The sequence below is a fragment of the Cupriavidus sp. FW216-B1 genome (assembly GCF_058789195.1).
This window is the reverse complement of record NZ_JBYTEL010000004.1, coordinates 147,905-168,830: the sequence shown is the minus strand read 5'-3', so window position 1 is coordinate 168,830 and position 20,926 is coordinate 147,905. Positions and strand designations below refer to the sequence as shown.

Annotated in this window: 21 protein-coding genes and 1 pseudogene; 13 read left to right on the top strand and 9 right to left on the bottom strand. The window is 68.5% G+C overall.

All coding sequences use genetic code 11. The annotated features are described in order from the left end of the window. Positions 1-35: 35 nt before the first annotated feature. A complete protein-coding gene (locus AC3WXD_RS13090; RefSeq protein WP_492323884.1) occupies positions 36-839 on the bottom strand; it encodes an alpha/beta hydrolase in 804 nt (267 codons plus the stop codon). A 209-nt stretch (positions 840-1,048) separates the two neighbouring features. On the opposite strand from AC3WXD_RS13090, the gene AC3WXD_RS13085 reads away from it, so the two are divergent. Further along, complete coding sequence (locus tag AC3WXD_RS13085; protein WP_082079855.1) at positions 1,049-1,999, top strand: LysR family transcriptional regulator; 951 nt, start codon at positions 1,049-1,051, stop codon at positions 1,997-1,999. A gap of 46 nt (positions 2,000-2,045) precedes the next feature. Here the strand turns inward: AC3WXD_RS13085 and AC3WXD_RS13080 are convergent, their stop codons facing one another. Together AC3WXD_RS13080 and AC3WXD_RS13075 are read right to left on the bottom strand one after the other, a co-directional pair. Beyond that, complete coding sequence (locus AC3WXD_RS13080) at positions 2,046-3,641, bottom strand: MFS transporter (RefSeq protein ID WP_492323883.1); 1,596 nt, start codon at positions 3,639-3,641, stop codon at positions 2,046-2,048. A 32-nt stretch (positions 3,642-3,673) separates the two neighbouring features. Continuing rightward, complete coding sequence (locus AC3WXD_RS13075; RefSeq protein WP_492323882.1) at positions 3,674-4,132, bottom strand: MarR family winged helix-turn-helix transcriptional regulator; 459 nt, start codon at positions 4,130-4,132, stop codon at positions 3,674-3,676. A 272-nt stretch (positions 4,133-4,404) separates the two neighbouring features. On the opposite strand from AC3WXD_RS13075, the gene AC3WXD_RS13070 reads away from it, so the two are divergent. Beyond that, positions 4,405-4,746, top strand: coding sequence for a zinc ribbon domain-containing protein YjdM (locus AC3WXD_RS13070; protein WP_020200721.1), 342 nt, complete (start codon positions 4,405-4,407; stop codon positions 4,744-4,746). A 40-nt stretch (positions 4,747-4,786) separates the two neighbouring features. On the opposite strand, the gene AC3WXD_RS13065 is transcribed toward AC3WXD_RS13070, so the two are convergent. Continuing rightward, on the bottom strand, positions 4,787-5,731 hold the full coding sequence (locus tag AC3WXD_RS13065) for an AraC family transcriptional regulator (protein WP_492323881.1): 945 nt from the start codon (positions 5,729-5,731) through the stop codon (positions 4,787-4,789). Between the two features lie 117 nt (positions 5,732-5,848). Here AC3WXD_RS13065 and AC3WXD_RS13060 point away from each other — a divergent pair, with 117 nt between their 5' ends. Beyond that, complete coding sequence (locus AC3WXD_RS13060; RefSeq protein WP_492323880.1) at positions 5,849-6,592, top strand: SDR family oxidoreductase; 744 nt, start codon at positions 5,849-5,851, stop codon at positions 6,590-6,592. A 72-nt stretch (positions 6,593-6,664) separates the two neighbouring features. Here AC3WXD_RS13060 and AC3WXD_RS13055 read toward each other — a convergent pair whose 3' ends face one another. Both AC3WXD_RS13055 and nanR read right to left on the bottom strand, forming a co-directional pair. Continuing rightward, on the bottom strand, positions 6,665-7,786 hold the full coding sequence (locus AC3WXD_RS13055) for a retroviral-like aspartic protease family protein (RefSeq protein ID WP_492323879.1): 1,122 nt from the start codon (positions 7,784-7,786) through the stop codon (positions 6,665-6,667). A 242-nt stretch (positions 7,787-8,028) separates the two neighbouring features. Beyond that, the gene (gene nanR, locus AC3WXD_RS13050) at positions 8,029-8,748 is read right to left on the bottom strand and encodes a transcriptional regulator NanR (protein ID WP_020200718.1); all 720 of its coding nucleotides are present in this window, start codon (positions 8,746-8,748) and stop codon (positions 8,029-8,031) included. Positions 8,749-9,024: 276 nt separating this feature from the next. Here nanR and AC3WXD_RS13045 point away from each other — a divergent pair, with 276 nt between their 5' ends. From AC3WXD_RS13045 to otnK, 7 genes are all read left to right on the top strand, one after another. Beyond that, positions 9,025-9,906 (top strand): beta-keto acid cleavage family enzyme, encoded by an 882-nt coding sequence (locus tag AC3WXD_RS13045; RefSeq protein WP_020200717.1) that lies wholly within the window; start codon positions 9,025-9,027, stop codon positions 9,904-9,906. A gap of 30 nt (positions 9,907-9,936) precedes the next feature. After that, positions 9,937-10,902 carry a Bug family tripartite tricarboxylate transporter substrate binding protein gene (locus AC3WXD_RS13040; protein ID WP_492323878.1) on the top strand — a complete coding sequence of 322 codons (966 nt, stop codon included), beginning with the start codon at positions 9,937-9,939 and terminating at the stop codon, positions 10,900-10,902. Positions 10,903-11,016: 114 nt separating this feature from the next. After that, the gene (locus AC3WXD_RS13035) at positions 11,017-12,081 is read left to right on the top strand and encodes an Ldh family oxidoreductase (RefSeq protein ID WP_029043118.1); all 1,065 of its coding nucleotides are present in this window, start codon (positions 11,017-11,019) and stop codon (positions 12,079-12,081) included. A gap of 102 nt (positions 12,082-12,183) precedes the next feature. Beyond that, positions 12,184-12,492, top strand: a complete 309-nt coding sequence (locus AC3WXD_RS13030) for a putative quinol monooxygenase (RefSeq protein WP_020200714.1) — start codon at positions 12,184-12,186, stop codon at positions 12,490-12,492. A gap of 222 nt (positions 12,493-12,714) precedes the next feature. Then, positions 12,715-14,145 carry a pyruvate kinase gene (pyk, locus tag AC3WXD_RS13025; RefSeq protein ID WP_492323898.1) on the top strand — a complete coding sequence of 477 codons (1,431 nt, stop codon included), beginning with the start codon at positions 12,715-12,717 and terminating at the stop codon, positions 14,143-14,145. Between the two features lie 11 nt (positions 14,146-14,156). Continuing rightward, positions 14,157-15,794: an NADP-dependent glyceraldehyde-3-phosphate dehydrogenase gene (locus AC3WXD_RS13020; protein WP_492323877.1), complete on the top strand. Its 1,638-nt coding sequence runs from the start codon at positions 14,157-14,159 to the stop codon at positions 15,792-15,794. A gap of 51 nt (positions 15,795-15,845) precedes the next feature. Then, positions 15,846-17,105, top strand: coding sequence for a 3-oxo-tetronate kinase (gene otnK / locus AC3WXD_RS13015; protein WP_492323876.1), 1,260 nt, complete (start codon positions 15,846-15,848; stop codon positions 17,103-17,105). Positions 17,106-17,159: 54 nt separating this feature from the next. Here the strand turns inward: otnK and AC3WXD_RS13010 are convergent. Next, positions 17,160-17,576, bottom strand: a pseudogene (locus AC3WXD_RS13010) (quinone oxidoreductase family protein); the annotation flags it as partial. 83 nt (positions 17,577-17,659) lie between these two features. On the opposite strand from AC3WXD_RS13010, the gene AC3WXD_RS13005 reads away from it, so the two are divergent. Beyond that, positions 17,660-18,406 carry a hypothetical protein gene (locus AC3WXD_RS13005; RefSeq protein WP_492323875.1) on the top strand — a complete coding sequence of 249 codons (747 nt, stop codon included), beginning with the start codon at positions 17,660-17,662 and terminating at the stop codon, positions 18,404-18,406. Between the two features lie 38 nt (positions 18,407-18,444). Here AC3WXD_RS13005 and AC3WXD_RS13000 read toward each other — a convergent pair whose 3' ends face one another. Further along, positions 18,445-18,603 (bottom strand): helix-turn-helix domain-containing protein, encoded by a 159-nt coding sequence (locus AC3WXD_RS13000; RefSeq protein ID WP_370552855.1) that lies wholly within the window; start codon positions 18,601-18,603, stop codon positions 18,445-18,447. Between the two features lie 289 nt (positions 18,604-18,892). On the opposite strand from AC3WXD_RS13000, the gene AC3WXD_RS12995 reads away from it, so the two are divergent. Continuing rightward, a complete protein-coding gene (locus tag AC3WXD_RS12995; RefSeq protein ID WP_081651290.1) occupies positions 18,893-19,627 on the top strand; it encodes a glutathione S-transferase family protein in 735 nt (244 codons plus the stop codon). Positions 19,628-19,680: 53 nt separating this feature from the next. After that, a complete protein-coding gene (locus AC3WXD_RS12990) occupies positions 19,681-20,631 on the top strand; it encodes a LysR family transcriptional regulator (RefSeq protein WP_020200705.1) in 951 nt (316 codons plus the stop codon). 32 nt (positions 20,632-20,663) lie between these two features. Here AC3WXD_RS12990 and AC3WXD_RS12985 read toward each other — a convergent pair whose 3' ends face one another. After that, positions 20,664-20,873, bottom strand: a complete 210-nt coding sequence (locus tag AC3WXD_RS12985; RefSeq protein ID WP_492323874.1) for a hypothetical protein — start codon at positions 20,871-20,873, stop codon at positions 20,664-20,666. Positions 20,874-20,926 lie beyond the last annotated feature (53 nt).

The following is a 20,926-nucleotide window of genomic DNA, read 5'->3' as shown; positions in this document are numbered from 1 at the left end:
AGTTGGATTCGGAAACCGGATTCGGGAACGGGTCGTCACGGCGCGGCGAGCCGCCGGCTGAAGAAGGCCGCGACGGCGGCCAGCGCGGCCGGGTCGGTGGCGATCGACCGGTGCGACGCCGCGGCATAGCGCGTCGTCTCGGTCGGCACGCCGGCGGCGATCAGCTCGCGGGCGTACGTCTCTCCTTCCACGTGCAGCAGGTCCTGCCCGGCGCTCACGATCAGCGCGGGCGGCAGCTGGGCGAGCCGGCGCGACTCGAGCGGCGCGGCATACGGATGCATGCGGTGCCGCACCTCGGGCAGGTAGCACCGGTAGCCGAGCGCGCATTCGCTGGCGGGCAGGTCCGGCGCCGCGATCTTGCTGGCGTCGGCCAGGCGGGTCATGCTCGGGTCCAGCAGCGGCGCCAGCAGCGCCTGCGCCCCCAGGCGGACCTCCTTGCGGTCGCGCGCCATCGCGGCGATGCCCGCGGCGATGCTGCCGCCGGCATCGTGTCCCGCCACGCCCATGCGCCCGGCATGGATGCCCAGCGTCCTGGCGTTGGCCAGCGCCCACGCGGCCGCGAGATGGCCGTCCTCGAGCGCGGCCGGAAACGGAAAGCGCGGCGAGAGCGAATACCCGACCGAGACGACCACGGCGGGCGTGAGGCCCGCGATGGCGCGCGCGGCGACGTCGGCGCTATCGAGGTCTCCGTGCATGAAGCCGCCGCCGTGGAAATACAGCACGACGGGCAGGCACCGGCTCGCCCGCACCGGGGTGTACGTGCGCAATTGAATGCGCTGGGCATGGCCACTGATTGTGGCGCTCTCGATGCTCAGGACCGGATTGCGGAGGGTCTTCATACATAGCCGGGCAATCCCTTTCGGTATATGCGCCCATGCCGACTGTTGCGATGCACGAATTCTGGTACATTGCCTTGCACGAATAAACGCCAATAACTTTCAACACAATTTGGCGAAACGGAACAGTGGCCGGCTTTTGCGCGGGTTTGCATGAAAGCGGCGTATTCCGGCATGACATCCCGGTGAGGAAAATGGATCGCCTGCAGGCAATGGAAGTATTTACGCGCGTAGTGGAAATGAGCAGCTTCGCGCGCGCGGCGGAATCGCTCGACCTGTCGCGCACATCGGCGACCACCATCATCAAGAACCTGGAGGCGCACCTGCACGTGCGCCTGCTGCACCGGACCACGCGCCAGCTCAAGCTGACCGCGGAGGGCGCCGAGTACTACGAGCACTGCATCCGCATCCTGGCCGAGGTGGCGGAGACGGAAGTCGCGTTATCGACGCTGGGAAAAGGCCCCAAAGGCAAGCTGCGCGTGGACATGCCGGGCACGCTGGGCCGGCTGGTGGTCACGCCGCAACTGCACCGGTTCCACCGCGGCTATCCCGACATCGACCTGATGGTCAGCCACAGCGACCGGATCGTCGACCTGATCCAGGACGGCGTGGACTGCGCCATCCGCGTCGGCGAGCTCGACGATTCCAGCCTGATTGCGCGCCGGCTGGGCGAAATGCGGTTTTCCACGGTGGCGTCGCCGGCTTATCTGGCGCAATACGGTATTCCGCGCACTTTGTCCGATTTGCAGCACCATACCGCCATTCACTATGTATCCAATAGAACCGGCCGGATAATCGACCTGGCTTTTATGGTGAACGGGGAAATGACGGAAATCCGCATGCCCGGAAAAGTCAGCTTCAACGATGCCGATTCCTACGTCACTTATGGATTGAGCGGCACCGGATTGCTGCAGGCGCCGCGCTTCATGCTCAAGGAATATCTGCAATCGGGCGCGCTGGTGGAGATCCTGCCGCAATGGCGCCCGCGCTCGCTGCCGATCTCGATCGTCTATCCGCAGAACCGGCACCTCGCGCCCAAGGTCCGGGTCTTCGTCGACTGGGTGGCGCTGGTGTTTGAGGAATGTCCGCTGGTGGGCGACGACTGCGCCACGGTGCCCGCGGACCCGACGCTGCTGGCGATGACCGAGCCGCGGCCCGCGTAGAGGCGGATGCGGTACGGGCCAATGCGGGCCGGCACCCGCCGCGCCGCTACTCCATCGCCGCGACGAGGTTGGCTCCCACGCCGGCGCCCTTGACCGGCGCCGTATCGGCCTCCCGCACCAGCGCGAACGCCAGCACGCCGGCAATGGCCGCCACCGCCGCGGCAACGAGGCTCGCCGCGGCGAAGCCGCCGGCGAACGCGCCGGCGGCCGCGGCATGCACCTGCGCCTGCAATCCGGCGGGCACGGCACCGAGGACGCCCGCCGTGTCGCCGGAAGCCACGCGCCTCGCGGCGGCCGCCGCCACGCCGGGATCCAGCCCCAGCGCCGCGCCGGCCGCCACGAAGCGCTGCGTGACGCCGTGCGACAGGACCGCGCCGAGGCCGGCCACGCCGAGCAGCAGTCCGACGAAGCGCGTGGTCGCCGACAGCCCCGACGCCATGCCGGCGCGCTGCACCGGCACCGCGCCCTGCATGACCTTGGCCGTTTCGCTGTTGAGCAGCCCGGCGCCCGCGCCGGCCACCAGCATGCCGGCGACGAACAGCGGATACGCCGCGTGCGCGGAGGCGAAAGCCCACAGCAGCAGGTCGCCGCCCACGGTGGTCGCCAGTCCGAGCGCAAGCAGCGTCCGGCCCGAATGGCGCGTCGCCAGCCCCGCGCCGAGCCGCGGCGTGAGGAACATCGGCAGCGCGAACGGCAGCATCGCCAGGCCCGCCGCCGCGGGCGCGAAACCGTAGGTGTTCTGCAGATACAGCGGCAGGAAGAAGATCAGCACCTGCGCGCCCGCGGCATAACCGAGCATGGCGAACGCGGCGCCGAGGAAGGTCGGCTGCCGGAACAGGCGGAAATCGACCATCGGCCGCGCCTGCCGCAGCTCGATCGCGACGAAGGCCGACAGCAGCGCGGCCGAGCCCGCGATCCGGCCCAGGATTGCCGCCGAGGTCCAGCCCGCGCCGGTGCCGTCGATCAGCGCCCAGATCAGCAGGAAAAGCCCGCTGCTGAAGGTCAGGATGCCGGCGAGGTCGAGCCGCTTGGCGTCCGGGTCGCGCGATTCGGTCAGCACCGCGGCGGCCGCGACAAAGAGCACCGTGCAGATCGGCAGGTTGATGAGGAAAGCCCAGCGCCAGCCGAACAGATCGGTGATCACGCCGCCCACGATGGGCCCGCCCGTGATGGCGATGCCCAGGCACGCGCCCCAGAACGCATAGGCCCGCGCGCGCTCGGCGCCGGCGAAGGCGTGGTTGATGATGGCCAGCGAGGCGGTCAGCAGCAGGCTCGCGCCGATGCCCTGCAGCGCGCGCGCCAGGTTCAGCATCAGGGCGGTCGACGCCAGCCCGCACAGGCCGGACGCCACCGTGAAGACGGCCAGCCCGATCAGCGTGGCGAGCTTGCGCCCGTGCCGGTCCGCATACGAGCCCGCCGCCAGCAGCAGCGCGGCGAAGGTGAGCACGTAGGCGCTCACCACCCATTCGATCTCGGTGAAGTTCGCCCCCAGCGTCTTCGCGATCGACGGCAGCGAGACCGCCACGATGTTGGAGTCCAGCATGATCAGCGAAGACACCAGTCCCGCCGTCAGCAGGACCAGGAATTTCTTCTTGTCTGCGGCCGCCTCGTCGGGCTCGGGCCGCTTTGCATCCGTGACCATGGCGGCCTTTTTCAATGTGGGGTGGGACCGTTCTAGGCCGGGTTGACGAGGGTCTCGTCGGCGGCGATGTCGAGCAGCACCGCGCGCAGCGCTGCCGCTTCCGCCACGCCGAAACGCTGCTCGAAGCGCTTCTGTACTGCCTGCCAGAGCCGCCGCGCTTCGGCGAGTCTGGCGCGTCCCTGCGCGGTAAGGACCACATGCTTGCTGCGGCGATCCGTCTCGCTGGCCGCCAGCGCGACCAGGCCGTCGCGCTCCAGCGGCCCCAGGTTGTGGCCCAGGGTGGAGCGGTCCATGACCATCGCGTCGGCCAGCTCGCGCATGGTCGGCGGCTCGCCGCGCCGCCTGATCTCGGCCAGGATGGAGTACTGGGTGGACTTCAGGCCGGTCGGCGCCAGCGCGTTGTCATACATCTGCGACAGCCGCCTGGAGGCCTTGCGCATGGCCGTGCAGTTGCACGGGCTGGCTTCCGGGGTGTCTGGGGAGCTTGTCATGTATCCGGTCGGGTGCGGTTAGGTGTATATGCACGTTTTAAGAGGGTATATGCCCGTATTGGGGGAGTCAAGGGATTTCGCCGGCGTGCCCGGTGCCGGCGGCGAGAACCGGCGCCGCATTTGTAGATGAGTGCGGTCCCGCAGGAAGCGTCAGTGGCCAGCCTGATTGGCGCAGCCAGCGCCGCGGCCGGACGCGCGGCGACACGGGCCAGCCCCCGGTCGGCGCTATACTTCCGCGTTTTCATTGTCGCCGCCAGGCCCAAGGATGACCCATGAGCACATTGCCCTCCTGCCCGAAATGCAACTCCGAGTTCACGTATGAGGACGGCGGCGTCTACATCTGCCCGGAATGCGCGCATGAATGGTCGGCGCAAGCCGCCGCGCCGGCCGAGACCGGCGAGCGGGTCTATCGCGACGCGGCCGGCAATGTCCTGCAGGACGGCGATACCGTCACCGTCATCAAGGACCTGAAGCTGAAGGGCTCGGCCGGCGTGGTCAAGATGGGCACCAAGGTGAAGAACATCCGGCTGGTGGACAGCGATCACGACATCGATTGCAAGATCGACGGCTTTGGCTCGATGAGCCTGAAGTCGGAGTTCGTCAGGAAGGCCTGATCGCGCTCGCGCGCATGGCGCGTGGCGGCTGCGGGGGCGGTCATTCCTGCCGGCGCAGGTCCGCCGGAAGGTCGATGCCGCCGATGCCCTGGCGCTCGCGCGCGAAACGGCCCGGCGGCTGGCCCACGTGCCGGCTGAACGCGGTGCTGAAGGTGCTGGCCGAGCCGTAGCCGACGCGCTCGGCGACCTCGGCGATGCCGCAGTCGTGGCGGCGCAGCAGGTCCTTGGCCACCGCCATGCGCCAGGCGAGCAGGTATTCCATCGGCGGCATGCCCACGGCGCGCAGGAAGCGCTCGAAGAATGCCGAGCGCGACAGCGCGGCTTTCCTGGCGAGCTGGGCCACCGTCCACGGGCGTGCGGGATCGGCGTGCATGTGGCGCAGCGCCTGGCCGAGCCGCGCGTCGGCCAGGCCGCGCAGCAATCCCGGCGGCGCGTCGTCGCCCGAGGTCGCGCGCAGCGCTTCGATGAGCAGCACTTCCACCAGGCGCGTGAGCACGAGCTCGCGGCCCGAGCGCCGTTCCCCCGCCTCCTCGCCGACCAGGCGCACCAGCACCGACAGCCGCGCGGCGCCGCGCACGTGCACGAGCGCCGGCAGCAGCGGCACCAGCAACTCCGCATCGGACGAATCGAAGATGAAATAGCCGCCGAGCAGCCGCACGTCGGGGCGCCCGCCGCGCGTGCCGTGGCGGACTTCGCCGGCCGGCGCGGGCTTTACCTTGGGGTCGATGCGCTCGGGCGTCACCGGCGCGAAGCCCGACAGCACGAAGCCCGGCGTTGCCGGCAGCAGCACGAAGTCGCCCGCCTCGAGCGTGAGGGGCGGCTGGCCGTCGACGGCGAGGCGGCAGCTTCCCTCGAGCACGGCGCAGAAGCTCGGCTGGCCGAAGTCGGCGTAGCGCACGCCCCAGCGGCCGGCGCCGCTGATGGACTTCGAGAACACGGCGCGCGGCTGAAGCAGCGAGATGACCTGCGAGAGAGGGTCGTTCATGGCTGGAATGGGCTGGAAGGATTGGACGATGGCAAACGAAAGCTGGACTTCCCATTGTAGGAAGTCCGCCGTGCCGACGCTATCGTGGCGGACATCGCAACCACCAAGGGATGTCTGATGAAAACCGTGCTGATCACCGGCTGTTCCTCCGGCTATGGCCTGGAGACCGCGCGCCATTTCCACGCGCAGGGCTGGAACGTCGTCGCCACCATGCGCACGCCGGACGAGGATGTCCTGCCGCGCTCGGACCGCCTGCGCGTGCTCGCGCTCGACGTGACGAAGCCGGCGAGCATCGCCGCCGCGCTGGAGGCGAGCGGCCCCGTCGACGTGCTCGTCAACAACGCGGGCATCGGCCTGTTCGGCGCGTTCGAGGCCACCCCGATGGCCACGGTGCGCGAGGTGTTCGAGACCAACACCTTCGGCGTGATGGCGATGACGCAGGCGGTGCTGCCCGGGTTCCGCGCGCGCGGCGCGGGCGTGGTGGTGAACGTGACTTCGAGCGCGACGCTGGCGCCGATGCCGATGGTGGCCGTCTACACCGCGAGCAAGACGGCCATCGAGGGGTTCACCGCGTCGCTGGCGTTCGAGCTCGAAGCGTTCGGCGTGCGCGTGAAGCTGGTCGAGCCGGGCTACGGGCCGGGCACGCGCTTCACCGCCAACGGCGGCGCGCGCATGGCCGGCCTCGTTCCCGAAGCCTACGCGCCCGCCGCGCAGCGCATCTTCGCCGCACTGGCGCAGCCGGCCGCGCTGACCACCGAGGCCGACGTGGCCGAGGCGGTGTGGCGCGCGGCGAACGACAAGTCCGGGCTGCTTCGGTTTCCGGCGGGCGCCGATGCGGTGGCACTGGCCAATTCGAGGTAGACGGCGGCAATTGCTCTCGAGAACGCGGCGCGTGGCGGTGGTGGCGGCATCCGGTCTCGGCGGGCTTGCCGGTCAATGCCGCGCTTCGTTCTCTGACCTTTCGCCGAGCGTCCAGCGATCCGGCTGGAAATTCACCTCGAACTGCGACAGGAACGACTGGCCCAGCAGGCCATCGATCTTCGGGCCGAACGGCGTGCCCTTGACGATCGCGACGGACACGTCGGCCGGCTCGGCGGTGCCCAGCGTCACCGTCTTCGACGTGGTCAGCATCGCGTCGGTCAGGCCATTCGCGGTCCGCAACTGTATGCGGCGCGCCTTTTCCGCCGACACGCCGGCCTGCTGCGCGAACGCTTCGCTGAACGACACGAAGCTGGCGCCGGTGTCCACCACGAACGTGCCCGGATGGCCGTTGACCGAGACGCGCGCCATCACCACCTCGCCGCGCTTGCGCGCGAATGTCTGGGGGCGCTTCGCCGTTGCCCGCTCGCACTGTCCCGCCTGTGCGTACTTCTCCGCCAGCGCGCGCGCCTGCGCGGTATTGCGCCGCGTCGGATCCCAGCCGATCCACATGCGGATCAGTCCGCTCGCCTCGCACGGCTGCCCGGTTTTCGCCCTTGCCTCGGCCGCTCCGGCAAACACATCGCCCGACACGCGGGCGGGCTGATCGGCGAGGGACAGCACCGCCATGTAGTCGTCGAGCGCTTCACTGTACCGGCCGGCGCCGCGCAGCACCTCGGCGCGCGCGAAGCGCGCCTGCGGGCTCGTGCCGTTCTCGGCCACCACGCGGGTTGCCGCCTCCAGCGCCGCCGGCAGGTCGCCGATCGACGACAGGATCGGGACGGCGCCGGGCAGGAGCGCCACGCCCTGCGGGCATTTGCCGGCGAACTTCACCAGCACGTTGGCGGCCTCGCGGCGATACCCGGCGTTGAGCAGTGCCCGCGCCAGCGAAGACGCGGCCTGCCTGTCGCAGGCCTCGCGGGTCAGCTCGTCGAGCGGCTTCCCGATCTCCGGGCGGGAAATCTGCCGCGCGGGCACGGCGTCGAGCTCGTAGTCGCCGATGGTCTTCGCGTAGCGGCTGGTCTCGTCCGAGCAGCCGGACAGGACGGCCTGGACGGCGAGGCCAGTGCAGGCGGAAAGCAGATATCGGGTAGTCCGGGTGGTCCGGGGATTCCGGGTAGTCGATGGCCTTGTCATGGTTCCGTGGTTCGCGCCTCAACCGGCGCCGCTTTCGATCGCCTGACACGCTACTGGAAACTTTGTTGCGTTGCTACCTCATGGGGCAACACGCATGGGGCAACGCGCATGCAGCCCGCGCCGGGCCGGCCGGACGATTGCCACGTCGTCTCGCGGCCGCGAGACCGCCGCGCGAGCCATGCCGGCAACGGCGCCGGCGCGGGAAACGGCGGCTTGCCCGCCGGACTTGGCCGCCGTTTGCGCTAGGCGGTCTTCGCCGCCCAGTAATGCGACTCGACTTCGCGCAGATGCTCCAGCATCGCGGTTTCCGCCGCGTCCGGCTGGTGCGCGGCGATGGCCGCGTGGATGCGCTCATGGGCGCGGAAGGCGGCCTGCTCGGCGCCGGCCGATTGCAGGGAGGTCGCGCGCTGTTCTTCGAGCCAGCGGGCCATCGCGGTATGCAGCGCCAGGAAAATGGGATTGTTCGGAATCCTGGCAATGGCCAGATGGAATTCGACGTCGGTCCTGGTGAATTCCGCGGCGTTGCCCAGCGCGTTCCGGTTGGCTTCGAGCGCCTGCCCGAGCGCCGCGATGTCGTCGGCCGAGGCGTGCTGCGCGGCGTAGCGCACCAGCGAAATCTCGTGCATGGTCCGCGCCTGCTGGAAGTCCCGCACGCCTTCCGCGGTCGACAGCAGATGGCGCACCGCGCCCGACAGCTCTCCCACGAGGGCGTCGGCGGACGGCCGCGTGACATAGGCGCGCTCGCCGTTGCGGATCACGACCAGCCCCATCTTTTGCAGCGCGAACAAGGCTTCCCGGATGGACGAGCGGCCTACCTCGAACGTGTCCATCAGCTCGCGCTCGGGGGGGAGGGTGTCTCCCGGGCGCAGCACGCCGCTGAGCATCATCGATTCGAGGCGCGACGCGACCTCTTCGTAGAGCTTCTTGCGGCGAATCGGCTGGTTGGGGATCGAAGATTGCATCTTGTGCGGTAACTAGGTCGGCTGTCTGCCTATTAGACCATAGGCCCAACCTTCTGTGGGCCTGCCCGGCGCCTTGGTTCCGCGCCGGGCCGCGCGCGCCGCCACGGCCATCCGGCGGACGATGCGCCACGCGAAACCGCTTCCTTTCCGTCCGCCCAAGGGTATACCCGGTTTTGCGCAAAGATCCCTGGCGTTTGGTCTGATAGGTGGATAGGATGTGGTCTGATAGGTCCGAACAAGTCCGATTAACAGACGCTCGAACGCATTGGAGACGGCATGAAAGCGCGGAAGAAACTGATCATCGAGGCACGCATCAACGAGTACATGCCCAGGTCCGAAAATCCGAACATCCCCTACACCCCGGAGGAGATCGGACGAGAGGCCGCCAAGGCGCGAGAGGCCGGGGCCAGCATCATCCATTTCCACGCGCGGCAGCCCGACGGCAAGCCGGCCCACGACGCGGAGACTTTTGCCGCCTGCATCCGCGCCATCCGCGCCAATTGCGACTGCCTGGTGTTCCCGACGCTCGGCCAGATTTCCAACGAAGGCGAGATGAGCCGGCTCGCCCATATCGAGGTGCTCGCGCAGTCGCCGGAAACGCAGCCCGACCTGGCGCCGATCGACTGCGGCAGCACCAACATCGACCGCTTCGACTACATCGCGAACCGCTACCTGACGGGCCATCTGACCTACAAGAACGAGACCAGGATCCTCGAGGCATTCGCGCGGCGCCTGCCCGAGCTCGGCGTCAAGCCGCAGTTCGTGAGCTGGACGGTGGCGTTTACGCGCTGCTTCAGCGCGCTGCGCGACATGGGGCTGGTGAAGGACACGCCGTACTTCATGTTCGAGCTGACCGACCACGGCATCCTGGGCGGCCACCCCGGCACCATCCAGGGCCTCTACGCGCATCTGCCGTTCCTGCCCAAGGCGCCGCTGGAATGGACCGTGTGCAACAAGATCGGCAATCCCACCGCGCCGGCGGTGGCGGCGATGGAGCTCGACGGCCACATCGCGATCGGCCTTGGCGACTACGGCTGGCCGGAACTCGGCACGCCCAACAACGGCGACGTGATCCACCATTTCGCGAAGATCGCCAGGATGATGGGACGCGAGATCGCCACGCCCGCCGAAACCCGCGAGATGTTCCGCATGGCATAGGCAGCAAATCAAAATAAAGGAGACAAGACAATGCAGAAGCATCAAAAGATACTGGCCGCGGTAACGCTGTCCTTCTTCAGTGTGGTCGCTGCCGCGCAGGATTACCCCACCAAGCCGATTTCGCTCATCGTCCCGTTCTCGCCCGGCGGTACCAACGACATCGTCGGCCGGCTCGTGGCCAAGGACATGTCCACCACGCTGAAGCAGTCGATCGTCCCGGAAAACCGTCCCGGCGCCAGCGGCACCATCGGGGCCAACTACGTGGCGAAGGCGCCCAACGACGGATACACGCTGCTGGTCACGGACCTGTCCTTTGCGATGGCGCCGGGCCTGTACAAGCACCTGCCCTTCGATCCGGTCAAGGATTTCTCGCACATCACGACGGTGGCGTCGGTGCCGTTCGTCATGGTCGTCAACCTCGGCGTGAAGGCCAGCACCGTCAAGGAGTTCGTGGCGCTGTCGAAGGCCGCGCCGGGCTCGATCAACTACGGCTCGGCCGGGCGCGGTACCAACACCCATCTGGGCGGCGAGCTGTTCCGGCTCAAGACCGGCGCCGATCTCACGCACATCCCGTACAAGGGCGCGTCGGCGGCGATGCAGGATCTGCTCGGCGGCCGCATCCAGGTCATCTTCACCGCGCTGCCGACCGCGCTGAACTTCATCCAGTCGGGCAAGGTGCGCGCGCTGATGGTCACGGGCGACAAGCGCGTGCCGATGCTGCCCAACGTGCCGACCGCCAGGGAGGCGGGCGTGCCCGACATGGCGCTCAAGTTCTGGGTCGGCATTGCCGCGCCGGCCAACACGCCGCCGGCGGTCGTGGAGAAGCTGAACAAGTCCGTGCTCGCGGGGCTTGCCGACCCGGAGGCCAAGAAGACCTTCGCCGACATCGGCATGGACGTGATCGGCGACAACCCGGCGCAGGCGACGAAGTTCGTGGAGACCGAAGTGAACAACTGGCGCCAGGTCATGAAGGCGGCAAACATCACCGCGGAATAACGCGCGCTTGAGGCCGTGCGGCCGCGCGCTCGCGCGCGCGGGCCGGTCATCGAAGGCGCTCCGGGCTGCCGGGGCGCCCTGGGGATAGTCAATTCGTGGAAGGAAGGGCGAAGCATGGAAGCCGCAAACACAGTTCGCGTGAGCGAATCGAGCTTGAAGACATACTGCGTGGAGATTCTCACGCGCGTGGGCGTGCCCGCCGGCGAGGCAGTTGAGATCACCGACAACCTCGTCGAGGCGGATCTGCGCGGCGTCGATTCGCACGGGGTCGTGCGTTTCCCGATCTACATCAAGCGGATCCTGGACGGGGGAACGAACGCCACGCCGAAGATCTCGCTGGTCCGCGACGGCCTGACCAGCGCGGTCATGGACGGAGACAACGGACTTGGCCATCTGGTCGGGATCCGCGCGATGGCGCTCGCCATCGAGAAAGGCAAGGGTGGAAACTGCGCGTTCGTGGCGGTGCGCAACAGCAACCACTTCGGCGCCGCGGCGTACTACTCGGAGATGGCCGCGCGCAACAACATGATCGGCTTCAGCTTCACCATCGGCGCGATCAACCACATGACGCCGTGGGGCGGCGCGGAAGCCGTGCTGGGCAACAACCCGTTCGCGGTCGCCTTCCCGACCCCGGGGGCATTTCCGATCGTGCTCGACATGGCGTGCAGCATCGCCGCGCGCGGAAAGATCATCGTCGCGGCCAAGGAGGGCACGCCGATTCCGGCGGAATGGGCCACCGGCCCCGACGGCCTGCCGACCACCGACGCGGTCGAGGCGCTCAAGGGCTTCGTGGTGCCGGTGGGCGGCCCCAAGGGATATGCGCTGACGCTGATCGTCGGCCTGCTCAGCACCATGCTGTCCGGCGCGTTCTTCGGCCGCGACGTGGGCGATCTCTACGAGAAGACCACCACCGCGCAGAACAGCGGCCACCTGTTCGGCGTGCTGCCGGTGGACGCCTTTGATGACGTCGATGCCTACATGCAGCGCATGCAGAAGGCCATGACCGACGTCACCGGCGCCCGGCGCGCGACCGGCGTGGAGCGCATCTACCTGCCCGGCGAGCGCGAGTACATTTCCCTGGGCGCGCGCCGCCGCGACGGCATTCCGCTCGGCAATTCCCTTCTCGGGGAACTGCAGGAGCTCGGCGCGCAATACGGCGTCCCGCTGCCGCTGGCCTGACCGTTCGACCCTGGCGCGCGCGCTCCGGACGGCCCGGGGCGCGCCGCCGCAAGCATGGCGATCCGCCTTTCTCCTGAACCTCCACCGACAACGAGGTTACGCATGCACGCAGTCGTCGTGACTATTGAGGTGCTCCCGGAAAAGCGCAATGCGTTCCGGGACGCGATCCTGACCAATGCCGCGCAGTCCCTTGCCATCGAGCCGGGCTGCTTCACCTTCGACGTTCTCGAGAGCCCCACGGAGCCGGCGTTCCTGCTGTACGAGATCTACCGGGATGCCGCGGCGTTCAAGGACCATCTGGCGATGCGCCATTTTCACGATTTCGATCGCGCCACCAGCGCATGGCTGGTGAGCAAGAAGGTCGCGGAATATGGCAGGCTCGAAAGCGAAAGGCTCGAGAGCAAGCCGTAGCCGCGGCCGGCCATTGCTGCCGATGAGAAAAAGATAGACCGCTGTTTTCGATTCGCCGAAAGCCCCCGCGATATTTCCATCCTCGTTCCCGCCCCGGGAACGGATGCGCCTTTCCCGTCCAATCCAATTGGCTGCCGGTCCGATGCCGGAGGACCCTGCTTTCCCGCGGGGCCCGGCATGCCGGCCGCCGCCGCGGTCTTGTCACCGGAGAAACACATGAGCTTGCGTCGTGAACGCCACACAAAGATCGTGGCGACACTCGGGCCCGCCTCGTCGACCCATGAGGCGATCCGGCAGTTGTTCCTGGCGGGCGCGGACACCTTCCGCCTGAACTTCAGCCACGGCACGCAGGAAGACCACGCGATGCGCCTGCGCCTGATCCGCGAGATCGAGTCCGAGGTGGGCCGGCCGATCGGCGCGCTGCTCGACCTGCAGGGGCCGAAGCTGCGGCTGGGCACCTTTGCCGCGGGGCCGGTGGCGCTCGCGGCCGGCCAGCCGTTCAGGCTGCAACTCGCGCCGGTGCCGGGCAGCCAGGAGGTGGTTCAACTGCCGCATCCGGAAATATTCGAAGCCCTGCAGCCCGGCAACGCGCTGCTCATCGACGACGGGCGGGTCCGCCTGCGCGTGACCCGCTGCGGCGCGGACTTCGCGGAGACGACCGTGGAGACCGGCGGCAAGGTCTCGGACCGCAAGGGCGTCAATGTGCCGGATTGCGCGCTGAAGCTGTCGGTGCTCACCGAGAAGGACCGCCGCGACCTGGCCTTCGGCCTGCAGCTCGGCGTCGACTGGATTGCGCTGTCGTTCGTGCAGTCGGCCCGGGACATCGCGGCGCTGCGGCAGCTCGTCGGCCCCGGCATCGGCATCATGGCGAAGATCGAGAAGCCCGCCGCCCTTGCCGACATCGGCGCCATCGTCGCCGCGGCCGACGCGATCATGGTGGCCCGCGGCGATCTCGGCGTGGAAATGCCGCCCGAGGAAGTGCCGGCCATCCAGAAGCGCCTGACGCGCCTGTGCCGCGAAGCCGGCAAGCCGGTGGTGGTGGCGACCCAGATGCTCGACTCGATGGTGAGCTCGCCCGCGCCCACCCGGGCGGAGGCGTCGGATGTCGCAACCGCCGTCTATGATGGTGTGGATGCGGTCATGCTGTCGGCCGAATCGGCAAGCGGCAGTTATCCGGTGGAGTCCGTCCAGATGATGGCGAGGATTATCCGCAACACCGAGAAGGACCGGCTCCAGCGGGACATCATGGGCGCCGTTGCCGCCACGCGGCACGCGGACGCCATCGATGCCATCGGGGCCGCCATCCGCACCGTCGCGGACGTGCTGCCGCTTTCCGCGTGCGTGACGTACACGCTCTCCGGCGCGAGTGCCTTGCGCGTGGCCCACGAGCGGCCGAACGTGCCGGTCATCGGCATGACGCCAAGCATCGAAACGGCGCGCAGGCTGGCGGTCGTCTGGGGCGTGCATGCCGTCCACGCGGCGGATGCCGGCAACGTGGAGGAAATGGTCAGCCAGGCGACCGACGTCGTGCGCGCCGAAGGGCTCGAGCCCGGGTCCCGCCCGTTCGCGATCGTCGCGGGCATGCCGTTCGGCACCCCGGGGTCGACGAACCTCCTGCGCATCGTTTTCCCTCCAACCGATTCCGCTCACTGAGGGTGGCACAGATGAATGCTCTCCAGACACATGCCGGGCTGGCGGCGCGCTTTCCGCGCCTCGAGGACATCCCGCCCGAATATCGCCTGCCCGGGCCGCTGCACCAGCGCACTATCCTGATCGGCGGCCAGCTGCGGGAGTGGGCGGGGCCCGCTCACACCGTGCTCTCGCCGGTGCGCGTGCGCGATCCGGACGGCGGCCTGCGGCCGTTCGAGCTCGGCAGCTATCCGATCACCACCGCGGCGGAAAGCCGCGAGGCGCTCGCGGCGGCCGTGGCGGCATATGCGTCCGGCACCGGCCTCTGGCCGACCATGTCCGTCGACCAGCGCATCGCCCACGTCCAGGACTTCACCTGCCGCCTGTGCGAGAAGCGCGAGCTGATCGTGAAGCTGATCATGTGGGAGATCGGCAAGTCGGCCGTCGATTCGGCCAAGGAGTTCGACCGCACCGTCGACTACATCCGCCAGACCATCGATGCGCTCAAGGAACTCGACAACAACAACTCGCGGTTCCAGGTCGCGGAAGGCACCATCGCGCAGATCCGGCGTGCCCCGCTGGGCGTGGTGCTCTGCATGGGGCCCTACAACTATCCGCTCAACGAGACGTTCACCACCCTGATCCCGGCGCTGATCATGGGCAACGTGGTGCTGTTCAAGCCGCCCAGGTTCGGCACGCTGCTGTTCGCGCCCATCCTGGAGGCTTTCCGGGACGCCTTTCCCACGGGGGTCGTGAATACCGTCTACGGCCGCGGCGAGGAGGTCGTGCCGCCTTTGATGGCGTCCGGGCAGGTCAACGTCCTGGCGCTGATCGGGTCGTCCCGCGTGGCCGACAAGCTCAAGAAGCTGCACCCGAAGACCAACCGCCTGCGCGCCGTGCTCGGACTGGACGCCAAGAATGCCGCCATCATCCTCGCCGACGCGGACCTCGACCTGGCCGTGCGCGAATGCGTGCTCGGCTCGCTCTCCTTCAACGGCCAGCGGTGCACGGCGCTGAAGACGATCATGGTCCATCGCTCGGTCGCCGAGGCATTCCTCGCCAGGTTCTGCGCCGCCATCGCGGCATTGCGCATGGGCATGCCGTGGGAGGAAGGCGTCTTCATCACGCCATTGCCCGACAGCAACAAGCCGGCCTACCTCGCCGGGTGCCTGGCCGACGCGCAGGCGAAGGGCGCGACGATTCGCAACGCCGACGGCGGCCAGAGCTGCGAATCCTTGTTCGTCCCCGCGGTGGTGTATCCCGTGGACGAGACCATGAAGCTGTACCGGGAGGAGCAGTTCGGCCCGGTGGTTCCGGTCGTGCCGTTCGACGACATCGGCACCGCGCTGTGCTACGTGGAGAGCTCCGACTACGGCCAGCAGGTCAGCATCTTCGGCTCCGACTCCGACACCATCGCCACGCTGGTCGATCCGCTGGTCAACCAGGTCTGCCGCGTGAACATCAATTGCCAGTGTCAGCGCGGGCCGGACATCTTTCCGTTTACCGGGCGCAAGGATTCGGCGGAGGGCACGCTCTCGGTGTCGGACGCGCTGCGGGCGTTCTCGATCCGCACCATGATCGCCGCCAAATCGACCGCCGCGTCCAAGGCGCTGCTCGACGAGATCGTGCTCGGCCACAAGTCCGCGTTCATCAACACGCGGTTCATTTTCTGAAGGCCGCCGCCGCGGCCGGACCTGCGGGATTTCACTGGGAAGGACTGGATAGTGTCGAGACCACTGCTGGGCTGCATCGCCGACGACTTCACCGGCGGCACCGATCTGGCGAGCATGCTCGTCAAGGGCGGCATGCGAACGATTCAGACCATCGGCATCCCGCAACGGCGGCTGACCGGGACGGATGCCATCGTGGTGGCGCTGAAGACGCGCACCATGCCCGCCGCGCAGGCGGTGCGCGAGTCGCTGGACGCCCTGCGCTGGCTCAGGCAGGAAGGCTGCAGGCAGTTCTACTTCAAGTACTGCTCGACGTTCGATTCGACGCCGCGCGGCAACATCGGGCCGGTGCTCGATGCATTGATGCGCGAGCTGGACACGCGCTTCACCATCGCGTGCCCGGCGCTGCCCGACAATGGCCGGACCGTCTACAAGGGCCATCTGTTCGTGGGCGACGAGCTGCTGAGCGAGTCCGGCATGAGGAACCATCCGCTGACGCCGATGACGGACGCGAGCCTGGTCAGGCTGCTCGCGCCGCAGACGGCGCATCGGGTGGCGCTGGTCGACCACGGCGTCGTGGCCAAAGGCCATGAGGCGATCCGGGCCGCGTTCGACCGGTGCCGGCAAGGCGACGCGCAGATTGCCATCGTCGACGCCATCGACAACGACGATCTCCATCGCATCGGCGCCGCGGCGGCGGACATGCCGCTGCTGAGCGGAGGCTCCGGCCTCGCGCTGGGCCTGCCCGAGAATTTCCGGCGGGCGGGGCTGCTCGCCGCCTCGACGCAGGCGGCGCGCCCGCGGGCGCGCCCTGGGCGGATGGTCCTGCTGTCGGGAAGCTGCTCGGTCGCCACCAACGTTCAGCTGGAGCAGTGGCTCAGGCACCGTCCGGGACTGAAGATCGACCCGCTGGCGCTGCATCGCGGCGAGGATGTGGTTGCCGGCGCCGTCGCATGGGTTCTCGGGCACGACGAACCGGTCCTCGTCTACGCGAGCGCGCGGCCCGACGAAGTCGCCAGGGTGCAGGCCGAACTCGGCGCGGGGCCGGCGGGCCTGCTGGTGGAGGCGGCGCTGTCGTCGATCGCGGCAAGGCTGCGGCAGGCGGGATTCGACAAGTTCGTCGTCGCCGGCGGCGAGACCTCCGGGGCCGTGGTCAAGGTGCTCGAAGTCACGGGCCTGCGCATCGGCGAGCCGATCGCGCCCGGCGTGCCGTGGACGCAATCGATCGACGCGGCGCCGCTTTCGCTCGCGCTCAAGTCGGGGAACTTCGGCACCGCCGATTTCTTCGCGGAGGCAATGCGGCAATGTCCGTAGGGGCGTGCCCGGCGCTTTGTCCGGGCGCCGGCCCGCATTGCCCGCACCGTCCCGTCACTCGCGCGGACGCGGCGTAAAGACAGTCCGCGCGAGGCGGTCCGCGTTTTCCCAGTAGCGGTCCAATGCCGCGAGCGGGACCGCTTCGGTCGCGATCTGGAGTCCGGCGGGTACGGCCGCGTCGAGCACCGCCTTCACCGCATGCAGCAGGCGCGGCAGGGCGATGCTGCCGATGCCGCTGCCCAGCAGGGTGATCGGGGCGGCGCGCAGCACCGCGCCCGGCAACTGGAGGTCGGCGCCGCCGATCGAGCCGATCTGGACGAAGCGGACCGGATCCGCCTCGGCGGCGGCTTTTGCCGCGGCGATCAGCAGCGCGCGCGCGCTGGCGCCCCACAGGTAGTCCAGCACCACGTCCACGCCCGCGCGGAAATGCGATTCGAAGGCCCGGCTCAGGCTGCTCTCGTCCTGCTCCAACAAATGCCATTCCATATCATCGACATGTTCCGCCGCGCTATGATCCGTTACCTTGCCGCGGCCACCGCGTTATCCCGATCCCGATGAACCACCGCCCTCCACCGCATCCGGCACAAGACCAGCCCACTGCCTACTTCTGGAGCGGCGACGCCATCCGCAGCCGGCGCGTGAGCGGCGTCGTGCTGGCCGGCACGGTCGACATACCCGCGCCGCCCGCGCGGCTGCTGGCGGACTGGACCAGGGAATTGTCGTCCCGCCTGATCCTGGAGCCCGGGGACGTCGAGGCCATGCCGCTGGCCCGGGCGCGGGCGCGCTGGCCGGACTACGCGCGCTGCGTGCAGGCGATGGCCGACTGGGCGGGCGCGCTCGGGCTGCCCGGCGTGCTCGCCGCCAGCGACGTCGCGCTCATGGCCTGCCGCGGCGCGCGGTATCACCATGACGGCACGCAATACGGCGGCGCGGCTTTCTGCAATCTCTTCGTGAGCGAGGACAAGGGCCAGGACGTACATTTTCCCGCGCTGGATCTGCGCATCCCGCTGACCCGCGGCACGGCCCTGATATTCGATACCTGCCAGCCTCATGGCGTCATCCGGCGCGGCGGCAGCGGCTTCCACGCGGCCGACTTCCCGGCCGAGCCGGACTGCACCCAGCTGTTCCTGACCTGGGAGCTTCCCATCGAAGACGCCCGCGTCGGGCAGGCGCTCGGGGTTGTCTTCGACGTGGCCTCCGCGACCGCGCCGCAGCCGCAAGAAGAACAGGTCTGGCTGAACGGCGCCAGCGCCGGCGTGTGCCCGGATTCCGGCCGGTGGCGCCCGGCTGACGAGGCATAGCTCTGGCGGTCCGACCGTGGTGTCCGGCGGCGCGCCGCTCACTTGCGCTGTCCGGCACGCCACGCCGTCGGGAAGACGCCCGCGATCCTCCTGAACATCTCCGAGAATCCCGTCGCCGATCCGAAGCCGCACAGGCGCGCGATCTCGGCGACCGAGTCATCTGCGGCGTCCTGAATAAGGCCGGGGCCACTATCCACCGGGATGGAGGATGTTTCCACCCGGCGGCATTTATCTCCATTGCCCGCTCACTTACACTGCGACGCAGTTGAAGCGTTGCCCGCCAGGCCGCGGGCGACGGGCGGCAATGCCGCGCGCGGGCGGCGCCCGGCGCTTTTTTTCGCCGGCGCGCCGAATACGCGCCGGCACCGACTCCCCAGGTCCGTCATCCGTCTCGTCCCCCGCAACTCCAGCGGGTCAGGGGCCGTGCCTCGCACGCCGCCCGTCTCCCGATTTTCCGCCGCAAGGTCCCGCAAAAAGGTGATTCACATGAAAGTACACGACATAACCGGTTTTCCCAATCCGGCACGCATCCGCATCGCATTGGCCGAGAAGGGAATGGAATCGCAGGTGGAATTCGTTCGCGTCAATCTCTACGGCGCGGAACATCAGCAGGGCGCGTTTCGGGAGAAGAATCCGACCTCGACCGTCCCCGTGCTCGAACTCGACGACGGCACGTTCATCTCGGAGTGCATCGCGATCACCGAATACCTCGACAATCTCGACGGCAATCCCATCCTCACCGGACGCACCGCGCGCGAGAAAGCCGTCATCCACATGATGCAGAAGCGCGCCGACGATCAGCTGATCAATGGGATAGGCGTATTCTTCCACCATTCGACGCCCGGCCTCGGCAAGGCCAACGAAGCGTTCAAGAGCGCCGACTGGGCTTTCAGGAAGCAGTGGGGCGACAAGCACGGAGAACGCGCGATGGCGGGCATGCGGTACTTCGACGGCGTGCTGCGCACGCAGCCCTACGTGGCCGGCGAGCAGTTCTCGGTCGCGGACATCACCGTATGGGCCGCGCTGATGCACGGCGACTACGCGGGGCTCGCGGTCCCGGCGGATCACACCGCGCTGCTCGAATGGCGCGCCCGCGTCGGCGAGCGTCCGAGCGTGAAGAACCGCAGCGGGCAGGACCTGATCGCCGAGGACCTGCCGTACCTGGAGCCGCTGATCGCCTACCTGAACGGCAAGGCGGAGCCGGCCGCGGCCGCCGGCTGAACGCCGGCGCGGGGGCGGTGACGCGATGACGCAATGATGAAAAGGGGACTGGATTGAACAACCTGATGGCGATCCGCGTGTTCGCACGCGTCGTCGAGACGGGCGGCTTCACCAAGGCGGCGGACTCGCTCGGCATTCCGCTGGCCACCGCCAGCAAGATCATCCAGGACCTCGAAGCCGAGCTCAAGGTCAAGCTCCTGCGGCGCACCACGCGCATGGTCGCCGTCACGCCGGAGGGCGCCGCCTACTACGATCGCACCTTGCCCCTGCTGCATGCGCTGGACGAGGTCAATGCGTCATTCGGCGTGGAAAACGCCAGCCCGGCCGGGAAGATCCGGATCGGCGTGAGCGCCTCGCTGGCCAGCAGCTTCCTGATTCCGGTGCTGCCGGCGTTTCACGCGCGCTACCCGGACGTGGAGGTGGAACTGTGCGTGCGCGACGGCTTCACCGACATGATCCAGGAAGGCATCGACTGCACGGTGCGGGGCGGCCCGATGCGCGACGAGTCTCTCGTGGCCCGGGAAGTCGGCCGTGCGAGCTGGACCACGTGCGCGACGCCGGAATACATCGCGCGCCACGGCATGCCTGCCGACATCGCGGACCTCGGCCGGAATCACATCCTGGTGGGGTATATCTCGCAACGCACCGGCCGCGTCGCGCCGTCGCCGTTCGGCGTCGGCAGCGCGGCCACCGAAGTGCAGCCGAACGCCTTCCTGAGCGTCAACGAAGGCAACGCGCACCTGGCGGCGGGCCTGGCCGGCATCGGCATCATCCACCTCTTTTCCTTCAAGGTCCGGCCGTATATCGAGAGCGGCCGGCTGGTCGCCTTTCTCGAAGACTGGCGGCCGCCGCCGTATCCGCTGCACGTGGTCTACCCGCAGAACCGGCACCTGAGCCAGCGGCTGAGGATATTCATCGACTGGCTCGTCGAGGTGTTCGACGAACTGGACCCCGGCCAGAAGCAGAAGGCGAAGGCGGGCGCGGCGAGCAGGAAGAGGGGGTGAGCGCATCATCCGGCGCGTCGTCCGGCCGCGGGTCAGGCTTCGTCGCGATGGTTTTTCTCGGCAGAGGCGACTTCCGTCCCGCGACCGGGCTGGCCGTCGTCGGACTCGATGCCGGCGCCAAGGCCGGCTTCCCATCCGGCACGGTGTTCCAGCGCGGCGAGCAGTTCCGGGCGCAGCCCGTCGCCGCGATGGGCCACGAGCGCATGCAGAGCATGATTGGACTTCCTCGGATCGGTGAACACGGGCCGGGAGCCGGAGCAGGATGCTTGAAGACGTATTCCGCGGCTCCCGGCGA